The following is a 20,261-nucleotide window of genomic DNA, read 5'->3' as shown; positions in this document are numbered from 1 at the left end:
TGGCATCCGCATGAACCGCAGCAGGGGCGATCGTCACGGGGTCGCCCCTGCATGGCCGAACGCAGCACAGATTCAAGGATAAGGAATCACCATGGAGATATCCTTCCAAACCGTTATGTCGCAACTGATGCTCGGCCTGAACAACGGTGCCTTCTATGCCGTGCTCAGCCTGGGGCTGGCGGTCATCTTCGGCCTGCTGAACATCATCAACTTCGCCCATGGCGCATTGTACATGCTGGGAGCCTTCGTGGCCCTGTCGGGATATGCGGAATGGGGCACGCTCATGGGTATGCCGGATTTCCACCTCAACTACTGGGCCGCACTGGTGGTGGCACCCCTGGTGGTCGGCCTGCTGGGCATGCTGATCGAAAAGACCATGCTCAGTCGGCTCTACAAGGTCGACCACCTGTATGGACTGCTGTTGACTTTCGGTGTGGCGCTCATCCTGCAAGGGGTCTTCACCAACTACTACAACGTGGCCGGGACCCCTTACGAGGGCAAACCGGAGATCCTGAACGGCGCGGTCAACCTGGGATTCATGATGTTTCCCACCTATCGGCTCTGGTCCATTGCAGTGGCGCTGGTGGTCTGCTTCAGCACCTGGCTGGTGATCGAGCGGACCAAGCTCGGCTCCTGGCTGCGGGCCGGTACGGAGAATCCCCGGCTGGTGCAGGCCTTCGGCATCAATGTGCCCCTGATGATTACCCTGACCTACGGCTACGGAGTGGCCATTGCCGCCCTGGCCGGAGTCGTGGCTGCGCCAATCTATTCCGTTTCGCCGGTAATGGGAGCCGAGATGATCATTACCGTGTTTGCGGTGGTGGTGATCGGCGGCATGGGATCGATCATGGGTTCGATTCTCACCGGCCTGATGCTCGGCATGGTGGAAGGCTTGACCAAGGTGATCTATCCCCCGGCATCCAGCACGGTGATCTTTATCATGATGGTGGTAGTATTGCTGGTAAAACCGTCCGGCCTGTTCGGCCGGGAGCAGTGAGGGGCGCGAAATGAACAAGACACTCTGGTCAGTGCTGGTGGCCCTCGGCCTGGTGGCCCCTTTTATCGTCTATCCGATCTTTCTGATGAAACTGCTGTGCTTTGCGCTCTTTGCCTGTGCCTTCAACCTGCTGATCGGCTATGCCGGGCTGCTGTCCTTCGGCCACGCCGCCTTTTTCGGCGGCGCGGCCTATGTCACCGGTTACCTGGTCAAATATGCCGGGGTCACCCCGGAGGTCGGTATCCTGATCGGGACGCTTTTCGCCGCGCTGCTCGGTTTCCTTTTCGGCAGCCTGGCCATTCGCCGCCAGGGGATCTATTTCGCCATGATCACCCTGGCCCTGGCCCAGATCATCTATTTCGTCGCGGTCAAGTCACCCTTTACCGGCGGCGAGGATGGCCTGCAGGACATTCCGCGCGGCATGCTGCTCGGCCTGATCGACCTGAACCACGGCTACAGCATCGGCGGAAAAACGCTGGAACTGAATCTGTACTACTTTATCTTCGGCCTGTTCTGTTTCGGCTTCTGGGTGGTCTATCGCGCCATCCATTCCCCGTTCGGCCAGGTTCTGAAGGCGATCCGCGAAAACGAGCCGCGGGCGGTTTCACTCGGCTATCGCGTTGAACGCTTCAAGCTGCTGGCCTTCGTGATCTCGGCTGCCCTGGCGGGCATGGCCGGCGCTGCCAAAGGACTAGTCTTTCAATTGGCGTCCCTGACCGACGTCAATTGGCATACTTCCGGCGAGGTGGTGCTGATGACCCTGCTGGGAGGGCTGGGGACGGTGTTCGGGCCGTTGGTGGGTGCCTTTACGGTTGTCGCACTGCATTCTCAGTTGAGCTCGCTCGGTTCGTGGGTGATGGTGGTGATCGGCATCATCTTCGTTGTCTGCGTGCTCTCATTCCGGAGGGGTGTTGTCGGAGAATTGGGAAGGCTGCTGAAGCGGTCGTTGTGACCGGAGCATTACGGGCGGGTAACGGACAATCACAGGAGGTAGAACGTGGCAGTCGTCTGCGCAAGCATCCAGGAGGCGCTGGAGGGTATCCATGATGGCGCCAGCATCATGGCAGGGGGCTTCGGCCTGGTCGGCATTCCGGAAAAGTTGATCCAGGGGCTCCGGGAGAAGGGGACTCGCGAGCTGACGGTCATTTCCAACAACTGCGGCGTGGACGAGTGGGGACTCGGTATTCTGCTGCAGAACCGGCAGATCAGGAAAATGGTCTCTTCCTATGTCGGGGAGAATAAGGAGTTCGAGCGCCAGTACCTGGCCGGGGAGCTGGAGGTCGAACTGGTGCCCCAGGGCACCCTGGCGGAACGGATACGGGCCGGCGGCGCCGGCATCCCGGCCTTCTATACGCCGGCCGGTGTCGGCACCCCCATCGCCGAGGGGCGCGAAACCCGCATTTTCGGCGACAAGGAGTATCTGCTGGAGCTGGGACTGACGGCCGACTTCGCCCTGATCAAGGCCTGGAAAGGTGATCGGTTCGGCAATCTGGTGTTCCGCAAGACCGCCAGGAACTTCAATCCCATGATGGCCTCCGCAGGGCGGATCACGATCGCCGAGGTGGAGGAACTGGTGGAAGCGGGGGAGATCGATCCGGACCAGGTGCATACTCCCAGCGTCTATGTCCAGCGTATCATCGCCTGCAGCGGCTACGAAAAACGGATCGAGCGACGGACGGTCAGAAAATAGGGAGGAACAGCCATGGCTTTGACGCGTGAGGAGATGGCCCAGCGGGCTGCTCAAGAGATAGAGGATGGCTATTACGTCAACCTTGGCATCGGCATGCCAACCCTGGTCGCCAACTACATCCCGTCGGGCAAGCGGGTGGTGCTCCAGTCGGAAAACGGCCTGCTCGGCATTGGCCCCTATCCGAGCGAAGAAGAGCTGGACCCCGACCTGATCAACGCCGGCAAGGAAACCATCACCATGATCACCGGCTCCTGCACCTTCAGCAGTGCCGAGTCGTTCGCCATGATCCGCGGCGGCCACATCGACCTGGCCATACTGGGGGGCATGGAGGCCTCCGTGTCGGGCGACCTGGCCAACTGGGTGATCCCGGGCAAGATGGTCAAAGGGATGGGGGGAGCCATGGATCTGGTGCACGGCGCCAAGCGGATCGTGGTGCTGATGGAGCACTGCAACAAGCAGGGTGAAACCAAGATTCTCAACCGCTGCAGCCTGCCGCTGACCGGCAGAGGGGTGATCGACCGGATCATAACCGACCGGGCCGTACTGGACGTCACCCCCGAAGGACTGCGCCTGGTTGAGGTGGCCCCCGGCTACACCCCGGCCGATATCCAGGCCTGCACCGAACCGAAGCTGATCATGCCGGCCGCACTCTGAAAGGGGGTGTTCCCATGCGTCAGGTCGTCATCGCTGCTGCAGCCCGCACTCCAATCGGCTCTTTCGGTGGTTCGCTGGCCCCGGTGCCGGCTTCCCAGCTCGGCCGGGTCGTCATTGCCGAGGTGATCCGCCGGGGAGGCATCGCTGCGGAACAGGTCGACGAGGTGATCATGGGGCAGATACTGCAGGCGGGGTGCGGACAGAATCCGGCCCGGCAGGCGGCAATCGGGGCCGGCATCCCCGAATACGTTCCCTCCTACACCGTTAACAAGTTGTGCGGTTCCGGCCTGAAAAGCATTGCCCTGGGAGCATTGGCCATAGCCGCCGGTGAGGCCGATACGATCGTGGCCGGCGGCATGGAGAGCATGAGCCGGGCCCCCTATCTGCTCGAAAAGGCGCGCAGCGGATATCGCCTGGGGAACGGCGTCCTTGAGGATACGCTGCTCAAGGATGCACTGACGGATGCCTTCCATGGAATCCACATGGGGACCACTGCGGAAAACATTGCCGACAGGTACCGTATCTCGCGCGAAGAGGCCGACGCCTTTTCACTGCAGTCCCAGCAGAAAGCGGCCAAGGCTCTTGAGGAAGGGATATTTCGCCGTGAAATCGTTCCGGTGCCCCACGCCGGAAAGCGCGGCGAGACGGTGCTGGTGGCCGAGGATGAATATCCTCGCCGCGATACCACTATGGAAACCCTGGCCGGATTGCGGCCGGCCTTCAGGGAGGAAGGCGTCGTTACCGCCGGAAATTCATCGGGCATCAACGATGGCGCCGCTGCTGTCCTGCTGATGGGGCGCGGGGCTGCCCAGCGTGCCGGGTTCAGGCCCCTGGCCAGGGTGCTCGGGTGGGGTACGGCCGGGGTGGATCCGCAGGTCATGGGGATGGGGCCGGTGGAGGCGATTCGCCGGGCGCTGAACAAGAGCGGGCTGACGCTTGAGGATGTCGATCTGGTGGAGCTCAATGAGGCGTTTGCGGTGCAGTCTTTGGCGGTAATCCGCGAGTTGCGGCTGGACAGCCGCAAGGTGAACGTGAATGGCGGTGCCATTGCGCTCGGGCATCCGGTGGGGGCCAGCGGCGCACGGGTGCTGGTAACGCTGCTGCACGAAATGGAGCGCAGCGGCCAGAGGCGCGGTCTGGCGGCGCTCTGCATCGGCGGCGGGCAGGGCATTGCCATGGTCGTGGAGCGGGATGTGTGATACATCCCGGAGCCGAAGCGCCTGAAAGGCTTTTCCGGCGGTTTGGAGCATTTCGGCGGAGGGCCGACCGATACAACAGTGACTGCATTTCGGCGACGTTGGGGCCCCGGCTCTTTCAGTCACTCCGGCAGTACGGCGCCACAGCTCCGGGATATCAGAATGTGAGAATGCAAGAAGGAGGAACGGGATGCTGAAGGGCAAAACCGCACTCATTACCGGCTCCACCAGCGGGATCGGGCTGGGCATTGCCCGTGCCATGGCGGGCCAGGGCTGCCGGATCATGCTGAACGGACTGGGGGATCCGGAACGGATCAAAGTCCTGCGCTCGGAGATCGAATCCGAATACGGAACGGAAACCCGCTTTCACGGGGCCGACATGACCTGTCCCGACCAGATCGCCGCTCTGGTGGAGAGTGCCGCGGCCGCCTTCGGCAGCGTCGACATCCTCGTGAACTGTGCCGGCGTGCAGCATACCGCGCCGGTCGAGAAGTTTCCCCCGGAACGCTGGGCCGCCATCATCGCCATCAACCTCTCCTCCAGCTTTTACACCATTCACCATGCCATACCGTACATGCAGCGCAACGGCTGGGGGCGCATCATCAACATCGCCTCGGTGCACGGCCTGGTGGCATCTGCCAACAAGGCGGCCTATGTCTCGGCCAAGCATGGCCTGGTCGGTCTTACCAAGGTGGTTGCCCTGGAAACCGCCGGTTCCGGCATCACCAGCAATGCCATCTGTCCCGGCTGGACCAGGACGGAGCTGATCGAGCCCCAGATCATTGCCCGGGCCGAAACTCTGGGTGTGGATATCGAGGCCGGGGGGCGCGATCTCCTGGCTGAAAAACAGCCTTCGCGGCAGTTTGTCTCCATCGAGCAATTGGGGCAGCTGGCACTCTTTCTCTGCTCCCCGGCTGCCGACCAGATAACCGGTGCGGCAATGCCCATCGACGGCGGCTGGACTGCCCAGTAACCCTGTCGGCAGCCCGTAGGGGCTGCCGGTCTCCTGCCACAGAAGCGACCGTACGCCCGCGTCCGGTCGCGCACCTCTCCAGCTTGACCACCCCTGACACGATGGTGCGCTCATCAACGATTGCTGCATACGGATGCAGCAGAGTGATGCAATTTGCGGCATTCGACGGCGCCGGAACCGGTTGGTGCGGCTGAGTGGAGAGCGGATGCGCGAGGTATTTGACTTCGGTCAATAAGGCAGGTCTATGTCCATGGTAGGATAGTGTCGCAGCATGGCGGAATGAACGGAAAGATGCGGCCGGGCATAAAAAAGCCCGGCCAAAGCCGGGCTTTCGACAGGCGAAATGGTTGCAGCTTACACGAGGCCGTGAGCCACCATGGCGTCCGCCACCTTCACGAAACCGGCGATGTTGGCGCCAAGCACGTAGTTACCCGGTGTGCCGTACTCTTCCGAGGTCTCGTAGCAGAGCCGGTGGATGTTGACCATGATATGCTCCAGCTTCTTCTCGGTTTCCTCGAAGGACCAGGAGTCCCGCTGGGCGTTCTGCTGCATCTCGAGGGCCGAGGTGGCCACGCCGCCGGCATTGGCGGCCTTGCCGGGACCATAGGCGATCTTGGCATCCAGGAAGACTTTGACCCCTTCCGGTGTGGTGGGCATGTTGGCCCCTTCACCGACGGCGATGCAGCCGTTTTTGACCAGCGTGGCGGCATCCTTGCCGTTGATTTCGTTCTGGGTTGCGGACGGCATGGCCACCTGACAGGGGATGTCCCAGATGTTGCCATTGGCGATGTATTTGGCATGCTTGTGGTAGGTCGCGTAATCCTGGATGCGGCGGCGCTCCACCTCTTTCAGTTGTTTGATCAGTTCGACGTCGAGCCCTTTCTCGTCGATGATCACGCCGTTGGAGTCGGAGCAGGCGATGCATGTGCCGCCGAGCTGGTGGATCTTTTCGATGGTGTAGATAGCCACGTTGCCGGAGCCTGAGACGAGGCAGGTCTTGCCGTCAAAGGACTCTTTGCGGACCTTCAGCGCCTCGTTGATGAAGTAGGTGGCGCCATAACCCGTAGCTTCCGGACGAACGAGCGAGCCGCCGAACTTGAGCCCTTTGCCGGTCAGAACGCCGGCCTCCCAGCGGTTGGTGATGCGCTTGTACTGGCCGAACATGTAGCCGATCTCGCGTCCCCCCACGCCGATATCGCCAGCCGGGACATCGGTGTGCTCTCCGATGTGGCGGTAGAGCTCGGTCATGAAGCTCTGGCAGAAACGCATGATCTCATCATCGGACCTGCCCTTGGGATCGAAGTCGGAGCCCCCTTTGCCGCCGCCGATCGGCATGCCGGTCAGGGAGTTCTTGAAGATCTGTTCGAAACCGAGGAACTTGATGATGCCCAGGTAGACCGACGGGTGAAAGCGGAGGCCCCCCTTGTAGGGGCCGAGGGCGCTGTTGAACTCGACCCGGAAGCCGCGGTTGATGTGGACCTGTCCCTTGTCGTCCTGCCAGGGTACCCGGAAGATGATCTGGCGTTCCGGTTCGCAAATGCGTTCGATGATCTTGCGTTCCAGGTATTCAGGGTGTTTGCTGACAACCGGTCCGAGAGACTCCAGAACTTCCAGGACCGCTTGGTGGAACTCGGTTTCTCCGGGATTGCGATGGAGAACCTCCTGATAGATGCCGGCAATCTTTTCGTCAAGCTTGGACATGTGAAACCTCCTTGTGTGAGCACAATAAATGTGCATGCTTTTTTTATGAAAACTAAAATTACAGCATGCTTTGTGCCATTTTGCTTAAATATGAATAAAAAATACGCATCTTGCCGTTATTTTAGGCGTTTATGATTGAAGGCTGAACAAAATTTATGCATAATAGGGCCTTCTGTGTTGTTGGTGTTGAGTAGAATAGTTACACGTATGGGTATAAATAAAATTCGCGCAGCTTCTCTGCCGACCTGACGCCGTATACGAACAACCCCTCGGCTGTGGCATATATCATGCTTGGTGCCCAGCGGGGTCACCGTACGTCAAGCAATGGTTCGGCAATGAAGCCGGTCGCGAACCGCGAACCGGCTTTCTCGTATCCGGCTGATCACCGGCACAATCTGTTTTCCCATAATTATCCCATGCTTTTGACGAAGCTGGTCTGTGGTCATCCCAACATAAATCTTTTTTTGAGTAAATTTCAGACGGATTCCGTCTGCGAGGTTCTTCATGCTCATTGTTGCCTGCATCAAACAAGTGCCCGATACCACCCAGGTCCAGATCGACCCGGTTACCAACACCCTGGTACGGGAGGGGATTCCCTTTATCGTCAACCCATATGATACCCACGCCCTGGAAGAGGCGCTGCGGCTCAAGGATCGTTTCGGATGCGGCGTGGTAGCCATTTCCATGGGGCCCCCCAATGCCGAGGCCACCTTGAAGAAGGCCCTGGCTCTGGGGGTCGATAAAGCGATCCTGCTGTCCGACCGGGTTTTCGGGGGAGCTGACACCCTGGCCACCAGCAATGTGCTGGCCGCTGCCATCGGCAAGCTGAACGCGGAGATGGATGAGGTAGGCCTGGTGCTGTGCGGGAAGCAGACCATCGATGGCGATACTGCCCAGGTCGGCCCCGGCATTGCCAGTCGGCTCAACTATCAGCAGCTCACCCTGGTGGACCGCATCGAAATGCTCGACCCGGTCAACAAAAAGATCCGCGTCAGCCGCAAGCTAGAAGGGCGCCACGAAATAGTCGAGGCTCCCTTGCCGGCCATGTTGACCGTTGTGCGCGAGCTGAACCGGCCGCGCTACCCCAAGGTACCGATGCGGCTGATGGCAGCCGAAGCCCAAGTGGAGGTCTGGAATAACCAGGTGCTCAAACTGGATGAGCAGAAGATCGGCCTGAAAGGCTCTCCCACCTGGGTTTCCAAGATCTTTTCTCCCGAACGGGTGCAGGGAGAGATCCTGGGGGACGGGTATGCCGACCCGCAGGGGACCGCCCGGCTCCTGATCGAAAAGCTGCTGGCCAAGGATATGCTGCCGTTGTGAAAGCAGGTTAAGGTTTTCGTTCGCTGCGCTCGCCGGTTGAGGTGGAGAAAAATTTTCTGCTTCAGCCCGGATTCAACCTTAATCTCAACCTTAACCTGAAGGACGTTCCATGACCGATCTTAAAACAAAGCCCAAAAAACCGCGCGGCGTGGCGCAACTGATCGCCGGGGCCTGTATCGCCTGCGGGGCCCGCTGCCAGAGTGTCTGTCCCGTCAACTGCGTGGAAATGAACGATGCGGGCGAGCCGATCATCGATGCCTCCAAATGCATCGGATGCCAGAAATGCGTCAAGATCTGCCCGGCGACCGCACTGGAGATGTACTTTACCCCCGAGGAGCAGAAGATTCTGGCTGAATTGTCTGCCTCGGCAGCGCCGGTTGAGGAGGAGCCCGATCCGGAAGCTGTTGCCCTGGCAGCCAAGCTGGCCCTGTATCGCGGCGTATGGGTCTTCATCGAGCAGACCGAGGGAGAGCCGGCAAAAGTCTCCTGGGAACTGCTCGGAGTCGGCCGGGAACTGGCTGACAAATTGGGCGTCGAACTCTCCGCAATGGTGATCGGCGAAAATGTGGAGCATCTCTGCCGGGAGTCATTCTGTCATGGTGCGACCAAGGCCTATCTGCTGGATGCGCCGGTCTATCGGCACTACCGTACCGATGCCTATCTGGAGGCCTGCTGCCACCTGATCGAGAAACACAAGCCCGAAGTGATCCTGATGGGGGCAACCGGCATGGGGCGCGATCTGGCCGGAGCCGTGGCCACCAAGGTTGCGACCGGGCTGACCGCCGACTGCACCGGCCTCTCCATCGATACAAAACGCAATCTGATGCAAACCCGGCCCGCCTTTGGCGGCAACATCATGGCTACCATCATGTGCGACAAGTTCCGTCCGCAGATGGCAACCGTGCGGCCGAACGTCATGCCCATGCCGGAGCGCAAGGAGGGGGCCGAGGGAACCATTGTCCGCGAATCGTTCACCGTTCCGGAGGAGAGCGTACTCGCCAAGGTGATCGACATCATCCGCGACAGCCACGGCAAGAGCCAGGTGGATATCACCGGAGCGGAGTTCATTGTTTCAGGGGGGCGCGGCATGATGTCCCCGGAGAACTTCTCGATTCTGCAGGAGCTGGCCGACGAGCTCGGCGGGGTGGTAGGGGCCTCGCGCAGTGCGGTGGATGCCGGCTGGATGCCGACCGACCGCCAGGTGGGACAGACCGGAAAAACGGTGCGCCCCAAAATCTACATTGCCTGCGGCATCTCCGGTGCCATCCAGCACCTGGTGGGCATGCAGGATTCGGATATGGTGATCGCCATCAACCGCGACCGTCAGGCGCCGATCTTCGAGGTCGCCACCTATGGTATCGTCGGCGACCTGTTCCAGGTGGTGCCGGCCATTACTGCACACATCCGAGCACTGAAACAACAGCAGAAGACACCGTAACCATCGAGGTCACGGAGGGCCCAGAGAAACTTTCGTCCTGAGCTCTCCCGGTACATTACATGAGGTTTCCATGATACCCAGCCCAATCATATTCGCACTACTCCTTGCAGCCTCACTTTCCATCTTTGCCTGGGGATGCTGGCGCCGGTTCAGCCTGCTCGCCCTCGGCCGGCCCGAAGCACGTTTCGACAACGTCGGTCAGCGCGTGCGTGAAATGCTGGTGTATGCCTTTGGCCAGAAGCGGGTGCTTGCCAAGCCCTTCGGCATCAATCATGTCGTCATTTTCTGGTCGTTTCTGATCCTGCTCGTCGCCAATGGCGAGTTCATCCTGAACGGCCTTTTCCCCCACAGCATCAAGCTGATCAGGCTGCCGTACGCACTGTACGTGCCGCTGGCCTTCATGATCGATATCGCTTCCGCGCTGGCCCTGACCGCTGTCGTGATCGCGGCCATACGCCGGGTCATGTCGCCCCCCTTTCCTCAGGCGCGTACTGCGGAAGCCTTCGTGATCCTGACCCTGATCGCCCTGCTGATGTGCGCCTACTTCCTCATGAACGGCTCGGAACTGGCTGCGGTCATGTACCGTTCCACCGATCCGGCTGCCTTCATTGCCGGCGCAGGAAAGGTCATGCCTGTTTCGGCCCTGGTGGCCGGCCTGCTGCCGCAGACGCTGCTTGAGCCGATCCACGGTGCTGCCTGGTGGCTGCATGCCCTGGCTTTGCTTATCTTCATCAGCTACCTGCCCAACAGCAAGCACATGCATATCCTCACCGCCATCCCCAACTGCTTTTTCCGGCGGCTGGACAGGCCAAACACGCAGCCGCGCGAGGAATTCGCGTTGGGCAACAGTTTCGGGATCGACCGGGTCGACCGCTTTACCTGGAAAGACCTGCTGGATACGTTTGCCTGCACCGAGTGCGGACGGTGCCAGAATGTCTGCCCGGCCGGCCTGACCGGCAAACCGCTTAATCCGCGCGGCATTATCCACGACATCAAGAACAACCTGCTGGAAAACGGACCGCTGCTGAAGCAGGGGCAGAAGCCCCGTCAGACGCTGATCGGCGAGGGGGGTGAGGAACACTGCTGCGAGGAAGCCATCTGGGCCTGCACCACCTGCGGCGCCTGCATGGAAGCCTGTCCGGTCTTTATCGAGCAGATGCCCAAAATCGTCGAAATGCGGCGTTATCTGGTGCAGACCGAAGCGCAGTTTCCGGAAGAGCTGCTCAACCTGTTCGAAAACATGGAAGGACGCAGCAATCCCTGGGGCATCGCCCCCTCGGAGCGCACCAAGTGGTGCGCGCAGATGGATGTCAAAACCTTTGACAAGGACTGCGAGTACCTGTTCTACGTCGGCTGTGCCGGCTCCTTCGATTCCCGCAACAAGCATGTCACCGTGGCGCTGGCGCAGCTGCTGGACAAGGCCGGGATCTCCTGGGGCATTCTGGGCAAGGACGAGAAATGCTGCGGTGACAGTCTGAGACGATTGGGCAATGAATACGTGTTCGACCGGATGGCCAGGGAGAACGTGGCCCTGTTCAGGGAGCGCGGCGTCAAGAAGGTCATCGTGCAGTGTCCGCACTGCTTTTCAACCCTCAAGAACGATTACCGCCAGTACGGACTGGAGTTGGAGGTGGTGCACCACTCCCAACTGCTGGGCAGTCTGGTGCAGGAGGGCAGGCTGAAGCTGGACAAGGCTACGGCCGAGTTCGGCACCACCGTGTTCCACGATTCCTGCTACTTGGGACGGCACAACGACGTTTACGATGCCCCCCGGGAGGTGATCGAGGCAGCCACCGGCTCCGCCCCCGCCGAAATGGAGCGCAATCGCAACAAGGCCTTCTGCTGCGGAGCCGGCGGTGGACGGATGTGGATGGAAGAACACAGCGGGGAACGCATCAACCTGACGCGGGTGCGTGAAGCGCTGCAGGAGAAGCCGGACACCATCTGCGTGTCATGCCCTTACTGCATGACCATGTTCGAAGATGGCCTCAAGGATGTGAAGGGAGAAGGAGTACGGGTGCGCGATGTGGCCGAAGTGCTGGCGGAGGCGGTATTGCGCTGACGTGTGCCGGACCGGGATCAGGCGGCTACCAGCCGCTTGATCTCGGTGCACAGCTCCTCGAAATTGATCGGTTTCGAGACATATCCGTCAAAGCCCGATTGCAGCAGGCTCTCCCGATTGCCTTTGATGGCGTGGGCGGTAAGGGCAATGATCGGCACATGGGCCTCCCCCGGTTTTTCCGTCTCCCTGATCCGGTTGGTTGTCTGCCACCCATCCATCTCCGGCATTTCCACATCCATCAGGATGATATCGAAACGTTCCTGCCCCCAGTTTTCCAGTGCAATCCTGCCGTTTTCCGCCGCCGTCACCGAATGCCCCAGCCTTTTCAGAATAGCCACGGTCAGGTTACGGTTGATATCGTGATCCTCTGCCAGCAGGATGTGCAGCGAACGCCCCTCCCACGTCAGCAGACTCCTCTGCTCGGCCACCGGCCGCGGTTTTTTCTCGGCCTTTCTGATCACCAGCCCGAACTGTGCCGTGAAATGGAAGGCGCTGCCATTGCCCGGCTCGCTCTCCACCCAGATCCTGCCCCCCATGTGTTCGACAAGCCGCCGCGAAATACTCAGCCCGAGACCGGTGCCGCCGTATTTTCTGGTGGTGGACGGATCGGCCTGGGTGAAGGGGGCAAAGACCCTGTCATGAGCCTCCGGCGGAATGCCGATGCCGGTGTCGGTGACCGCGAAATGAAGCAGTGCCTGGTGCTTGTCACGGGATTCGAGGCGGACCTCCAGGGCGATGCCTCCGCATTCGGTGAACTTGAGGGCATTGCCGACCAGGTTGATGATGATCTGCTTCAGGCGCAACTGGTCCCCTGACACATGTTCGGGCACGTCGTCGCCGATGTCCAGCGAGAAGGTCAGCCCCTTGGACTGGATCCGCACCAGCAGAGGCTTGAGAGCCTCATTCAGCATGATCTTCAGCGGAAATTCGGTGCGATCCAGTTCGAACCGGCCCGCCTCGATCCGAGAAAGATCGAGCATGTCGTTGATGATCTGCAGAAGACTGTCGGTGGAGGTCTTGATGTCCTGCAGGTATTCCTTCTGCTCATCGCTGGGATTGGTGCTGCTTAACAGCTGGGTCAGGCCGATGATGCCGTTCATGGGAGTACGGATTTCATGGCTCATGACGGTCAAAAATTCGGTCTTGGCCAGGTTGGCGGCTTCGGCAGCCTCTTTGGCGCGGGCCAGCTGTTCCTCGGCCCGGTGCCGTTCGATCACGTTCCAGATGCCGTCCATGAACAGCCCGAGCTGTTTAACCTCGTCTTCGCCATAATCCTCTGCTTTGTTGGCGACTCCGATCACCGCCACGATCCGGTTGCCACGGAAAATCGGCAGGTTCATATGCCGCACCAGCGGCACATGCCCCTGGGGAAACCCTTTTTTGCAGGGGCTGGAGGAGTAGTCGTTGGTGATCATTGCCCGGCGCTGCCGGACCGCCTCTCCCCACAGACCGGTATGGTCCAGGGGATAGGTGGTCAGCTTTTCCTGGATCGCGCATTGCTGCATGACGGACGAGGACCAGGAGTGGAGGGTAAAGAGCTCGCATTCCTCGTCGTAAAAGCAGATGTAGCCGATCTCGCTTCCGGTCAGGCTGAGCGCTTCCTCCAGACCGAAATCAAGAATGGCCTCGCAGGTTTCTTCGGTCAGGCGATAGAGCTTGAGCAGGGCATCCTGCCACCTCTGCTGCATGTGCCTCTTCGCGGCGATCTTTTTGTAGAGGGTAATATCCTGTGAAGTGCCGAAAAGCCGCAGTTCCCCGGACGCGTCGCCGACTTCGCAGCGGCAGGTGCTGCTGATCCAGCGTATGCTGCCCGATTTTGTCACCAGGCGGTACTCCATGCTCTGGCTGTCCCCCGCAGCCATGCCGTGCAGGAGATCCGTGACCCGCCCCGCGTCCTCCTCATGAACCAGTGTCAGCCATGAACCTTTCGCGAACAGCTCCCTTTTTGCATAGGCGGTGATGGTTTCCACGGCGCCGCCGATCCATTCGATACGGTAGGGGTGGTCTTTCTTGCGGATGCAGGAGTAGAAATAGTCCGAGCTCAGGTTGGCAATCTGGCGGTAACGGCCGTGCGAGATGGAGAGTTTTCTGGAGGCTCTGCTGCGTTTGGAGAGGTCATGGCAGGTGCAGGCGATGAATTGCCGGGAGCCCAGCACGATCAGCCGGGCATTCACTTCGGTGGGAATCCTCCTGCCGTTGCTGGCAAGGTGTACGGTGTCGAAGAGCGCCTGCCCTTGCTGCATCAGCAGGGCCAGCTTCAGGGGGATGTCCACCCCCTCGTCCAGTGAATCGATCTGATGAATGGTCATGCGCAGGAATTCGTCGCGGGGATAGCCGTAACGGTTGCAGCTCTCCCGGTTCACCTCCAGGACATTGCCGCTGAGGTCGAGGAGGAAGTTTGCATCCCCGCAGTGGTCGAAGATGGCACGGAATATCGATTCGTCCACAGACGCTTCCCGCGGAGGCGCAGGCGCTGCACAAAAATCAAGCTTCAATTGGGCGGTTTCCCGGTCGGATGCAGGAAGTGCGGCACAGTGTTGCAGTGTCGGAAAACGTCTTTTCGACCGGTTTGGGATCCTGCCGTACTCTGCGAAGTCGGTCAATTCAGGGGAAGAAGCCGTTTCTGAAGCGGAAAGCATCTCTGGCATTTACACACCTCGATTCGGTTGGCCGCCAAATATCTCATAAATTATAATTAACTTTTTTGTGTGCGCAACTCGGCCAGGGCAAATTTTTTTGAGGTTAGGCCTTTTGGGGACGGTTTGGCATGTCTGATGCTTGAACCTGATCACACCAAGCAAGAAGGGGAGTCTATGAAAACGATACTGATCTGTGACGATGAGCCTGTTATCAGGATGAACCTGAAGGCCATGCTGACTGAGATGGGATTCGACGAAGTGCTGGAGTGCGGAGATGGTCAAAGCTGCGTGGAAATGGCCCTGGCAGCCTTTCCTGACATGGTGGTGCTGGATGTCGCCATGCCGAAAATGGACGGCATAACTGCTGCAGCCGAGATCCGCAAAAAACTGAAGGTCCCTGTACTGCTCCTGACCAACTGCTATGATCCCCAGAGCGTAAAGCGGGCGGCTGAGAACGGAATTGCCGCTTTTTTAACCAAACCGATACGCCAGCAGGACCTGCTGCCTGCAATCGAAATCGCTGTGGCCCATACGGAACAGGTGGAAGGGCTCAAGGAAAAAATCGAGGATCTCAAGGAAACCATTGAAAACCGCAAGGTCATCGAAAAGGCAAAGGGAGCATTGATGCATGCGGAGAGCCTGTCGGAATCGGAAGCGTACCGGGTCATGCAGAAGATGGCCATGGACAAGCGCAAAAGCCTGAGGCAGGTAGCAGACGGCATTTTAAAGGCAGGTTGAGGTTCAGGTTGAGAAAAAATCTCAACCTGAACCTTACCCTGCTTGCCCCGCGGGGCTGGCTGAAACCAGATGTTCGGTGAGTGTCTCGATCTCGGCGATCACCTGCTTGTCCATCCGTTTCAACCAGCGCCGCGGAATGCTTTCCATGCCGTAGTAGGCGCCGGCCAACATGCCGCATATGGCGCCGGTCGTATCGGCATCCCCCCCCTGATTTACCGTTCCCACCAGGCATTCCTCGAAATCGCTTCCCTTGAAAAACCAGTGGAAGACCGTCTGTAAGGTATCCACTACATAGCCTGTGGCCAAGCCGCGGTATGGCTCGAATTCGAAGGTGGGGAAACGCGCCACAAAGCCGCCGACTTCTCGCCGCAGCTGGTTTTTGGTCGCTCCGCACAGCGCCATGTGCAGCATTTTTCCGAGGCAGATGCAGGCCGCATCCGAAACGACATTGTTGTGGGTGATATGCGCCTGTTCCAATGCGTACTTTTTGAGCAGCTGCTCGTCGGGCAGCGAGAACAGGGCTGTCGGCAGCAGGCGCATGGCAGCCCCGTTGCCGGCGTCCCATTCGTTGGGCGGCACCTCCAGCGTGCCGTTCAGCATAAAGGAGCGAATGCCCTTGCGGCAGGTGTCGCCGCAATCGACAGGACGCGATTTGAGCCATGAGGCAAAGTTGCCGGCAATGGTTTCCAGCGACCAGCACTGATTGCGCACGATCGCACGGGCGATGCAGAGCGCCATCTCGGTGTCGTCGGTTACCTGGCCCGGTTTCAGCCGCAGCCATCCGCCGCCGGTGATCTCTTTGAATACTCCATATTTGGCCCGGATTTCCGGAGCTGTCATGAACTCTACGGTAGCGCCCAGCGCATCGCCGACAGCCATGCCGATGAAGGCGGCGCGGGCGTGACTGAACAGGTCGTCGCGGTTGTAGTGGTTGAACATGTCTTGGGTCTCCCCCAGTAAAAAACTGCAGCGGAACCCTTGGTTGCAAGATGCAATCCAGTTGTCCCGGCATGTGTCCGATGCAGGGCTTTGTCCTGCAGCCGGGCGGCGGCATCAGGCGATATGCAAAGAAAATATGCAGAATTGGTCACGGCAAAGGGCACCGCTACCTCCGAAGCCCGGCAGCGCCGGCCGCGAATGCCGATGATTCGGGGCTTTGACGGGCACATGTCAAGGCTGGCACGGTCTGTGCCTTACAGAATTCCAGGAGCAGGACCAGTACATGCACAATCTGATCGTTTGCACGGCAACGGCGCCCGCGGAATCATTCCGCGGGCGTTTTTCGTTTGAAGAAGGGAGCGAATATCATGGCAACGGCATGTGAAATGAAGAGTAAGATCCAGGGGCATCCCTGCTTTGGCGGCAACCACCACAAGAACGGCCGCATGCATCTGGCAGTGGCGCCGCGTTGCAACATCAAGTGCGGTTACTGCACCCGCAAGCACGACTGCGCCAACGAGTCGCGCCCCGGCGTGACCAGCCGTCTGCTGACGCCGCAGGAAGCGATCGTAAAGGTGCGCGAGGTGATGGCCAGCCCTGTAGTAGGGCCGATCATCAAAGTGGTCGGCATTGCCGGCCCCGGCGATCCCTTGGCCAACGAAGAGACCTTCGAGACGTTTCGGCTGGTGAAGGAGGAATTCCCGCACCTGATGCTGTGCATGAGCACCAACGGCCTGCTGCTGCCGGAATCGATCGACCGGCTGTTTGAGCTGGGGCTGCACAGCCTGACTGTCACCATCAATGCCGTGGATCCGGAAGTGGGGGCGCAGATCTACCGGCACATCAGTTATCACGGCCGACAGTACCGCGGCGTGGAAGGCGCCCGGATACTGATCGACAATCAGTTCGAGGGGCTCAGGCGGGCCGGAGAACTGGGGCTGACCATCAAGGTCAACACCGTGCTGGTGCCCGGCGTCAACGACGCCCAGATCCCCTTGATAGCCGCGCGGGTCAAGGAACTGGGGGCCTTTGTGATGAACATCATGCCGCTCATCCCCCAAGCGGAGCTGTCCCACATCGTGCCCCCTTCCGAGGCACGCCTGGCGGAGGTCAGAAAGGCCAACGAAGGGATCATCGGCCAGTTCGCCCACTGCAAACAGTGCCGCGCCGATGCGATCGGGCTGATCGGCCAGGATGTGACGGTGGGAGAGTCGGCCTGCGCAGTGCCGGACGGCACGCGATGACGACCATCGAGCCGTTCCGCAAGGAGGATGGCGAGCGCTTCCTGGAGTTGGCCGCTGTCGAACGATGGGTGGCCGAGGCATGGGAAGTGGATTTTCTGCTGTCCGCCTCCCCGGCAGGCTGCTTCTCCGCCCGCGATGCATCGGGTGCCGCCTGCGGTTTCGTTACGACCCTCAGGCATCAGAGCAGCGGCTGGATCGGCAATCTGATCGTGGACAGCAGCTGCCGCGGCCGCGGAGTCGGCAGGACCCTGTTTGTGGCTGCCATGGAGGCTCTGAAGAAAGCCGGCGTCGGGACGATCTGGCTGACTGCCTCGAATATGGGCAAACCGATGTATGAGAAGCATGGATTCAGGGCGATCGACACCATCGTCCGCTGGGACGGAAGCGGCCGGCAGGGGAGCGGCGCCGACGTGGAAGCCGTGGGCGAGGTTCACGTGCCGGCCGAGGTGGGCAGTATCGATTCAGGAGTGTGGGGAGATCAGCGGTGCGGGCTGTTGCAGGCCACGATCGGGCGCGGCAGGCTGATTCGGAATCCATCGGGATTTGCGGTGTTGCAGCCCTGTGGCCCTGCCGTTCAGTGCGGGCCATTCGCCGCCCTGAACGATGCTGCTGCGGAAAGTCTCCTGGAGCAGGGCCTGCATGCGATACCCGGGGGGCAGAAGGTCTATTTGGACGCCCCGGCCTCCAACCGCGCGGCAAAGCGCATCTTCGGCAGTACGGGCATGGGGGTCACCGGAACCAACGAATTGATGTTCGCGGGACAGATGCCGGACTACCGGCCGGAGATGCTGTACGGATTGGCCACCTTGGGCAGTTGCGGCTGATCCGGTTGCCAGATATCTATCAGCGGTACCTCATGCTGTTGCCTCTCGATCGCCTCCTGCCAGCATTCCCGGTCGCGCCGGGCGAGTTTGATGCTGGGCGCCCTTCCTATTTTTCGCCGGTGAACGGCAAAATCTCCGTTGGAGAAGTGGATTACCCGACCGAAGTCCCCACCCAGGTCTTCGGCATCGATGGGGATTTTTTCATTGTCCAGATAGGCACGGATAAAATCGCAATTGACCTGGCCTACGCAAAAAAAGTTGCTGCTTTCTACTTGGCGCTGCATGATCGTCGCACCGCCGAAAATTTTGGCGCGCAGGAAGCGGCGGCTGGTTCCTTTGGTCATCATGTCGTTGATCAGGAGGTCCATGGCATGTATGCCGTATCGGCCGGCCTCGGAAACATGGATCGGCAAACTCCGGGAATAGCGGCTGTGGCTGAGCATGAAGTGATTCATGCCGATCAGCCTGTTTCTCGGGTCGTACAGGCATGCCGCTATGCATGAGCCGAGCAGGGTGGAGATGACCCCCATGTTTCCGGTGGAGTAGTACTCGCCGGGTTCGATGGTCACGCGTTCACACTGTTGATAGGTTTCGATTCTCATGTGATGGCCGTGCGGGAGCGGTTCTGCGGTCCGTTCAGAATGAGGGGGATAAGGATGCGGCGTTGCCGTTGCCGGTCGGTAGGACGATAAAGAAGGTCGTCAATCCGTTGCGGGAGGTGAAACCGACCTGTCCTCCCAGATAGCGCTCGCCGAACAGTTTCATGCTGTAGGTGCCGATTCCCCGCCCTGGCGTGCCTTTGCTGCTGAAAGAACGCTGGAAAATCTGCAGTTGCACCTGTACAGGAATCTCTCCCGGATTGGTCACGGCAATCCTGACGGTCGTGCCGTTCTGTTCGAACGCGACTTCCACGGTCATGCCCCTGTCGCTCGCCTCCAGCGCATTCAAAAGCATGTTGCCCACGATGCGCCGCAGCACGGTGGGATCGGTCCGCACCCTGCAGGGGGGGCATTCCTTGAGATCGATTATCCTGCCGGGCACACGCTCATGGTATGCGTACAGTGTGCATACCTCCCGCAACAGTTCTCCCAGCTCGACCCCTTCCTGAACCGGTTTGAAATCCCCCCGTTCAGCAGCGAGAAGCCTGCGCTGGTGCTTGATTTCGTCGATCAGATTGTCCGTGAGAGAGACCATCAGCGCCGGATAGTCAGGGGTGATTTCGCCTTTTATCTCCTGCTCTTCCAGCAGCAGCGCCGCCAGCCCGCGAATACCACCGGCGGTGTTGATGATATCGTGGAAAAAGATCCGTTCCATGACCTGCTGCCGCTTTTCAACGCTGATATCCCTCAAAATTATGATGGTGAAGTTTCTTCCCTCTACCCTCAAGGGGCTGGCGGTGGCTTCCAGATCGAGGGCGGTGCCGCGGTCGTTACCCAGCGTCAGTCTGCATTCGCCGGATGCCTGCTGGTCGGTCTCCTGGCGGGAAAGAATAGTCAGCAGGGTGCCGCAGACGCAACAGTTCCGGCCTGTTCCGCAGCCGTCCGGGCCATCCTTGTGGTAGATGCAGTCCAGTGCCTCACCTGGGCGGCGACCGAGGAGTGCGGCGGGGTCGCCAATGTCGAATGCCCGAAGCAGGTACCGGTTGACGGCCAGGATCTGCCGGTGTTCGTTCAGGATCATGGCCGATGAGGGAATTGCATCCATCAGTGTGGTCACGTACCCGATCTGATCGATCAGCCGGTATTCGTGGTGAAGGTCATACCCGGTGGAACGGGCCCTCTTCAGTGGTGCATATGCGTGTGCCATGGCTGCTCCGGAAATCCTGAGCCTGCAATCTGAACTGCGG

General features: G+C 59.9%; 18 protein-coding genes. 12 read left to right on the top strand and 6 right to left on the bottom strand.

Translation table 11 applies throughout. From position 1 onward, the window contains the following. Window positions 1-91: 91 nt before the first annotated feature. From GSVR_RS20345 to GSVR_RS20320, 6 genes are all read left to right on the top strand, one after another. On the top strand, window positions 92-997 hold the full coding sequence (locus GSVR_RS20345; protein ID WP_173195702.1) for a branched-chain amino acid ABC transporter permease: 906 nt from the start codon (window positions 92-94) through the stop codon (window positions 995-997). A 10-nt stretch (window positions 998-1,007) separates the two neighbouring features. Beyond that, window positions 1,008-1,949 (top strand): branched-chain amino acid ABC transporter permease, encoded by a 942-nt coding sequence (locus tag GSVR_RS20340; protein WP_173195700.1) that lies wholly within the window; start codon window positions 1,008-1,010, stop codon window positions 1,947-1,949. A 45-nt stretch (window positions 1,950-1,994) separates the two neighbouring features. Continuing rightward, window positions 1,995-2,687: a CoA transferase subunit A gene (locus GSVR_RS20335; protein WP_173195698.1), complete on the top strand. Its 693-nt coding sequence runs from the start codon at window positions 1,995-1,997 to the stop codon at window positions 2,685-2,687. Window positions 2,688-2,699: 12 nt separating this feature from the next. Further along, window positions 2,700-3,341: a CoA transferase subunit B gene (locus tag GSVR_RS20330; protein WP_173195696.1), complete on the top strand. Its 642-nt coding sequence runs from the start codon at window positions 2,700-2,702 to the stop codon at window positions 3,339-3,341. A gap of 14 nt (window positions 3,342-3,355) precedes the next feature. Next, complete coding sequence (locus tag GSVR_RS20325; RefSeq protein WP_173195694.1) at window positions 3,356-4,540, top strand: acetyl-CoA C-acetyltransferase; 1,185 nt, start codon at window positions 3,356-3,358, stop codon at window positions 4,538-4,540. Window positions 4,541-4,727: 187 nt separating this feature from the next. Then, window positions 4,728-5,510 (top strand): 3-hydroxybutyrate dehydrogenase, encoded by a 783-nt coding sequence (locus tag GSVR_RS20320; RefSeq protein WP_173195693.1) that lies wholly within the window; start codon window positions 4,728-4,730, stop codon window positions 5,508-5,510. Window positions 5,511-5,864: 354 nt separating this feature from the next. Here the strand turns inward: GSVR_RS20320 and gdhA are convergent, their stop codons facing one another. Together gdhA and GSVR_RS20310 are read right to left on the bottom strand one after the other, a co-directional pair. Continuing rightward, complete coding sequence (gdhA, locus tag GSVR_RS20315) at window positions 5,865-7,211, bottom strand: NADP-specific glutamate dehydrogenase (protein ID WP_173195691.1); 1,347 nt, start codon at window positions 7,209-7,211, stop codon at window positions 5,865-5,867. A gap of 317 nt (window positions 7,212-7,528) precedes the next feature. Then, the gene (locus GSVR_RS20310) at window positions 7,529-7,723 is read right to left on the bottom strand and encodes a hypothetical protein (RefSeq protein WP_173195689.1); all 195 of its coding nucleotides are present in this window, start codon (window positions 7,721-7,723) and stop codon (window positions 7,529-7,531) included. On the opposite strand from GSVR_RS20310, the gene GSVR_RS20305 reads away from it, so the two are divergent. From GSVR_RS20305 to GSVR_RS20295, 3 genes are all read left to right on the top strand, one after another. Beyond that, window positions 7,716-8,531, top strand: a complete 816-nt coding sequence (locus tag GSVR_RS20305) for an electron transfer flavoprotein subunit beta/FixA family protein (RefSeq protein WP_173195687.1) — start codon at window positions 7,716-7,718, stop codon at window positions 8,529-8,531. The genes GSVR_RS20310 and GSVR_RS20305 overlap by 8 nt on opposite strands. Window positions 8,532-8,640: 109 nt before the next feature. Continuing rightward, window positions 8,641-9,969, top strand: coding sequence for an electron transfer flavoprotein subunit alpha (locus GSVR_RS20300; RefSeq protein WP_173195685.1), 1,329 nt, complete (start codon window positions 8,641-8,643; stop codon window positions 9,967-9,969). Window positions 9,970-10,039: 70 nt separating this feature from the next. Further along, the gene (locus tag GSVR_RS20295; protein WP_173195683.1) at window positions 10,040-12,031 is read left to right on the top strand and encodes a (Fe-S)-binding protein; all 1,992 of its coding nucleotides are present in this window, start codon (window positions 10,040-10,042) and stop codon (window positions 12,029-12,031) included. A 17-nt stretch (window positions 12,032-12,048) separates the two neighbouring features. On the opposite strand, the gene GSVR_RS20290 is transcribed toward GSVR_RS20295, so the two are convergent. Further along, a complete protein-coding gene (locus tag GSVR_RS20290) occupies window positions 12,049-14,478 on the bottom strand; it encodes an ATP-binding protein (protein WP_173195681.1) in 2,430 nt (809 codons plus the stop codon). Between the two features lie 366 nt (window positions 14,479-14,844). Between GSVR_RS20290 and GSVR_RS20285 the strand changes: the two genes are divergently transcribed. Beyond that, window positions 14,845-15,408 carry an ANTAR domain-containing response regulator gene (locus GSVR_RS20285; protein ID WP_173195679.1) on the top strand — a complete coding sequence of 188 codons (564 nt, stop codon included), beginning with the start codon at window positions 14,845-14,847 and terminating at the stop codon, window positions 15,406-15,408. 33 nt (window positions 15,409-15,441) lie between these two features. On the opposite strand, the gene draG is transcribed toward GSVR_RS20285, so the two are convergent. After that, a complete protein-coding gene (gene draG, locus GSVR_RS20280; RefSeq protein ID WP_173195677.1) occupies window positions 15,442-16,347 on the bottom strand; it encodes an ADP-ribosyl-[dinitrogen reductase] hydrolase in 906 nt (301 codons plus the stop codon). A 368-nt stretch (window positions 16,348-16,715) separates the two neighbouring features. Here draG and GSVR_RS20275 point away from each other — a divergent pair, with 368 nt between their 5' ends. After that, entirely contained in the window at window positions 16,716-17,591 is an 876-nt protein-coding gene (locus GSVR_RS20275) for a radical SAM protein (protein WP_173195675.1), read from the top strand. Then, window positions 17,588-18,415: a GNAT family N-acetyltransferase gene (locus GSVR_RS20270; RefSeq protein WP_173195673.1), complete on the top strand. Its 828-nt coding sequence runs from the start codon at window positions 17,588-17,590 to the stop codon at window positions 18,413-18,415. The genes GSVR_RS20275 and GSVR_RS20270 overlap by 4 nt, the downstream gene beginning before the upstream one ends. Here GSVR_RS20270 and GSVR_RS20265 read toward each other — a convergent pair. Together GSVR_RS20265 and GSVR_RS20260 are read right to left on the bottom strand one after the other, a co-directional pair. After that, complete coding sequence (locus GSVR_RS20265; RefSeq protein WP_173195671.1) at window positions 18,364-19,017, bottom strand: chemotaxis protein CheD; 654 nt, start codon at window positions 19,015-19,017, stop codon at window positions 18,364-18,366. The two genes, GSVR_RS20270 and GSVR_RS20265, sit on opposite strands and share 52 nt — an antisense overlap. A 34-nt stretch (window positions 19,018-19,051) precedes the next feature. Then, window positions 19,052-20,221, bottom strand: a complete 1,170-nt coding sequence (locus GSVR_RS20260; RefSeq protein WP_173195669.1) for a HAMP domain-containing sensor histidine kinase — start codon at window positions 20,219-20,221, stop codon at window positions 19,052-19,054. Window positions 20,222-20,261: the final 40 nt, after the last annotated feature.

Origin of the sequence: Geobacter sp. SVR, assembly GCF_016865365.1 — a bacterium.
Classification (GTDB): domain Bacteria; phylum Desulfobacterota; class Desulfuromonadia; order Geobacterales; family Pseudopelobacteraceae; genus Pelotalea.
Note: the sequence above shows the minus strand (reverse complement) of the source record. Positions and strands in the feature narration are given on the sequence as shown.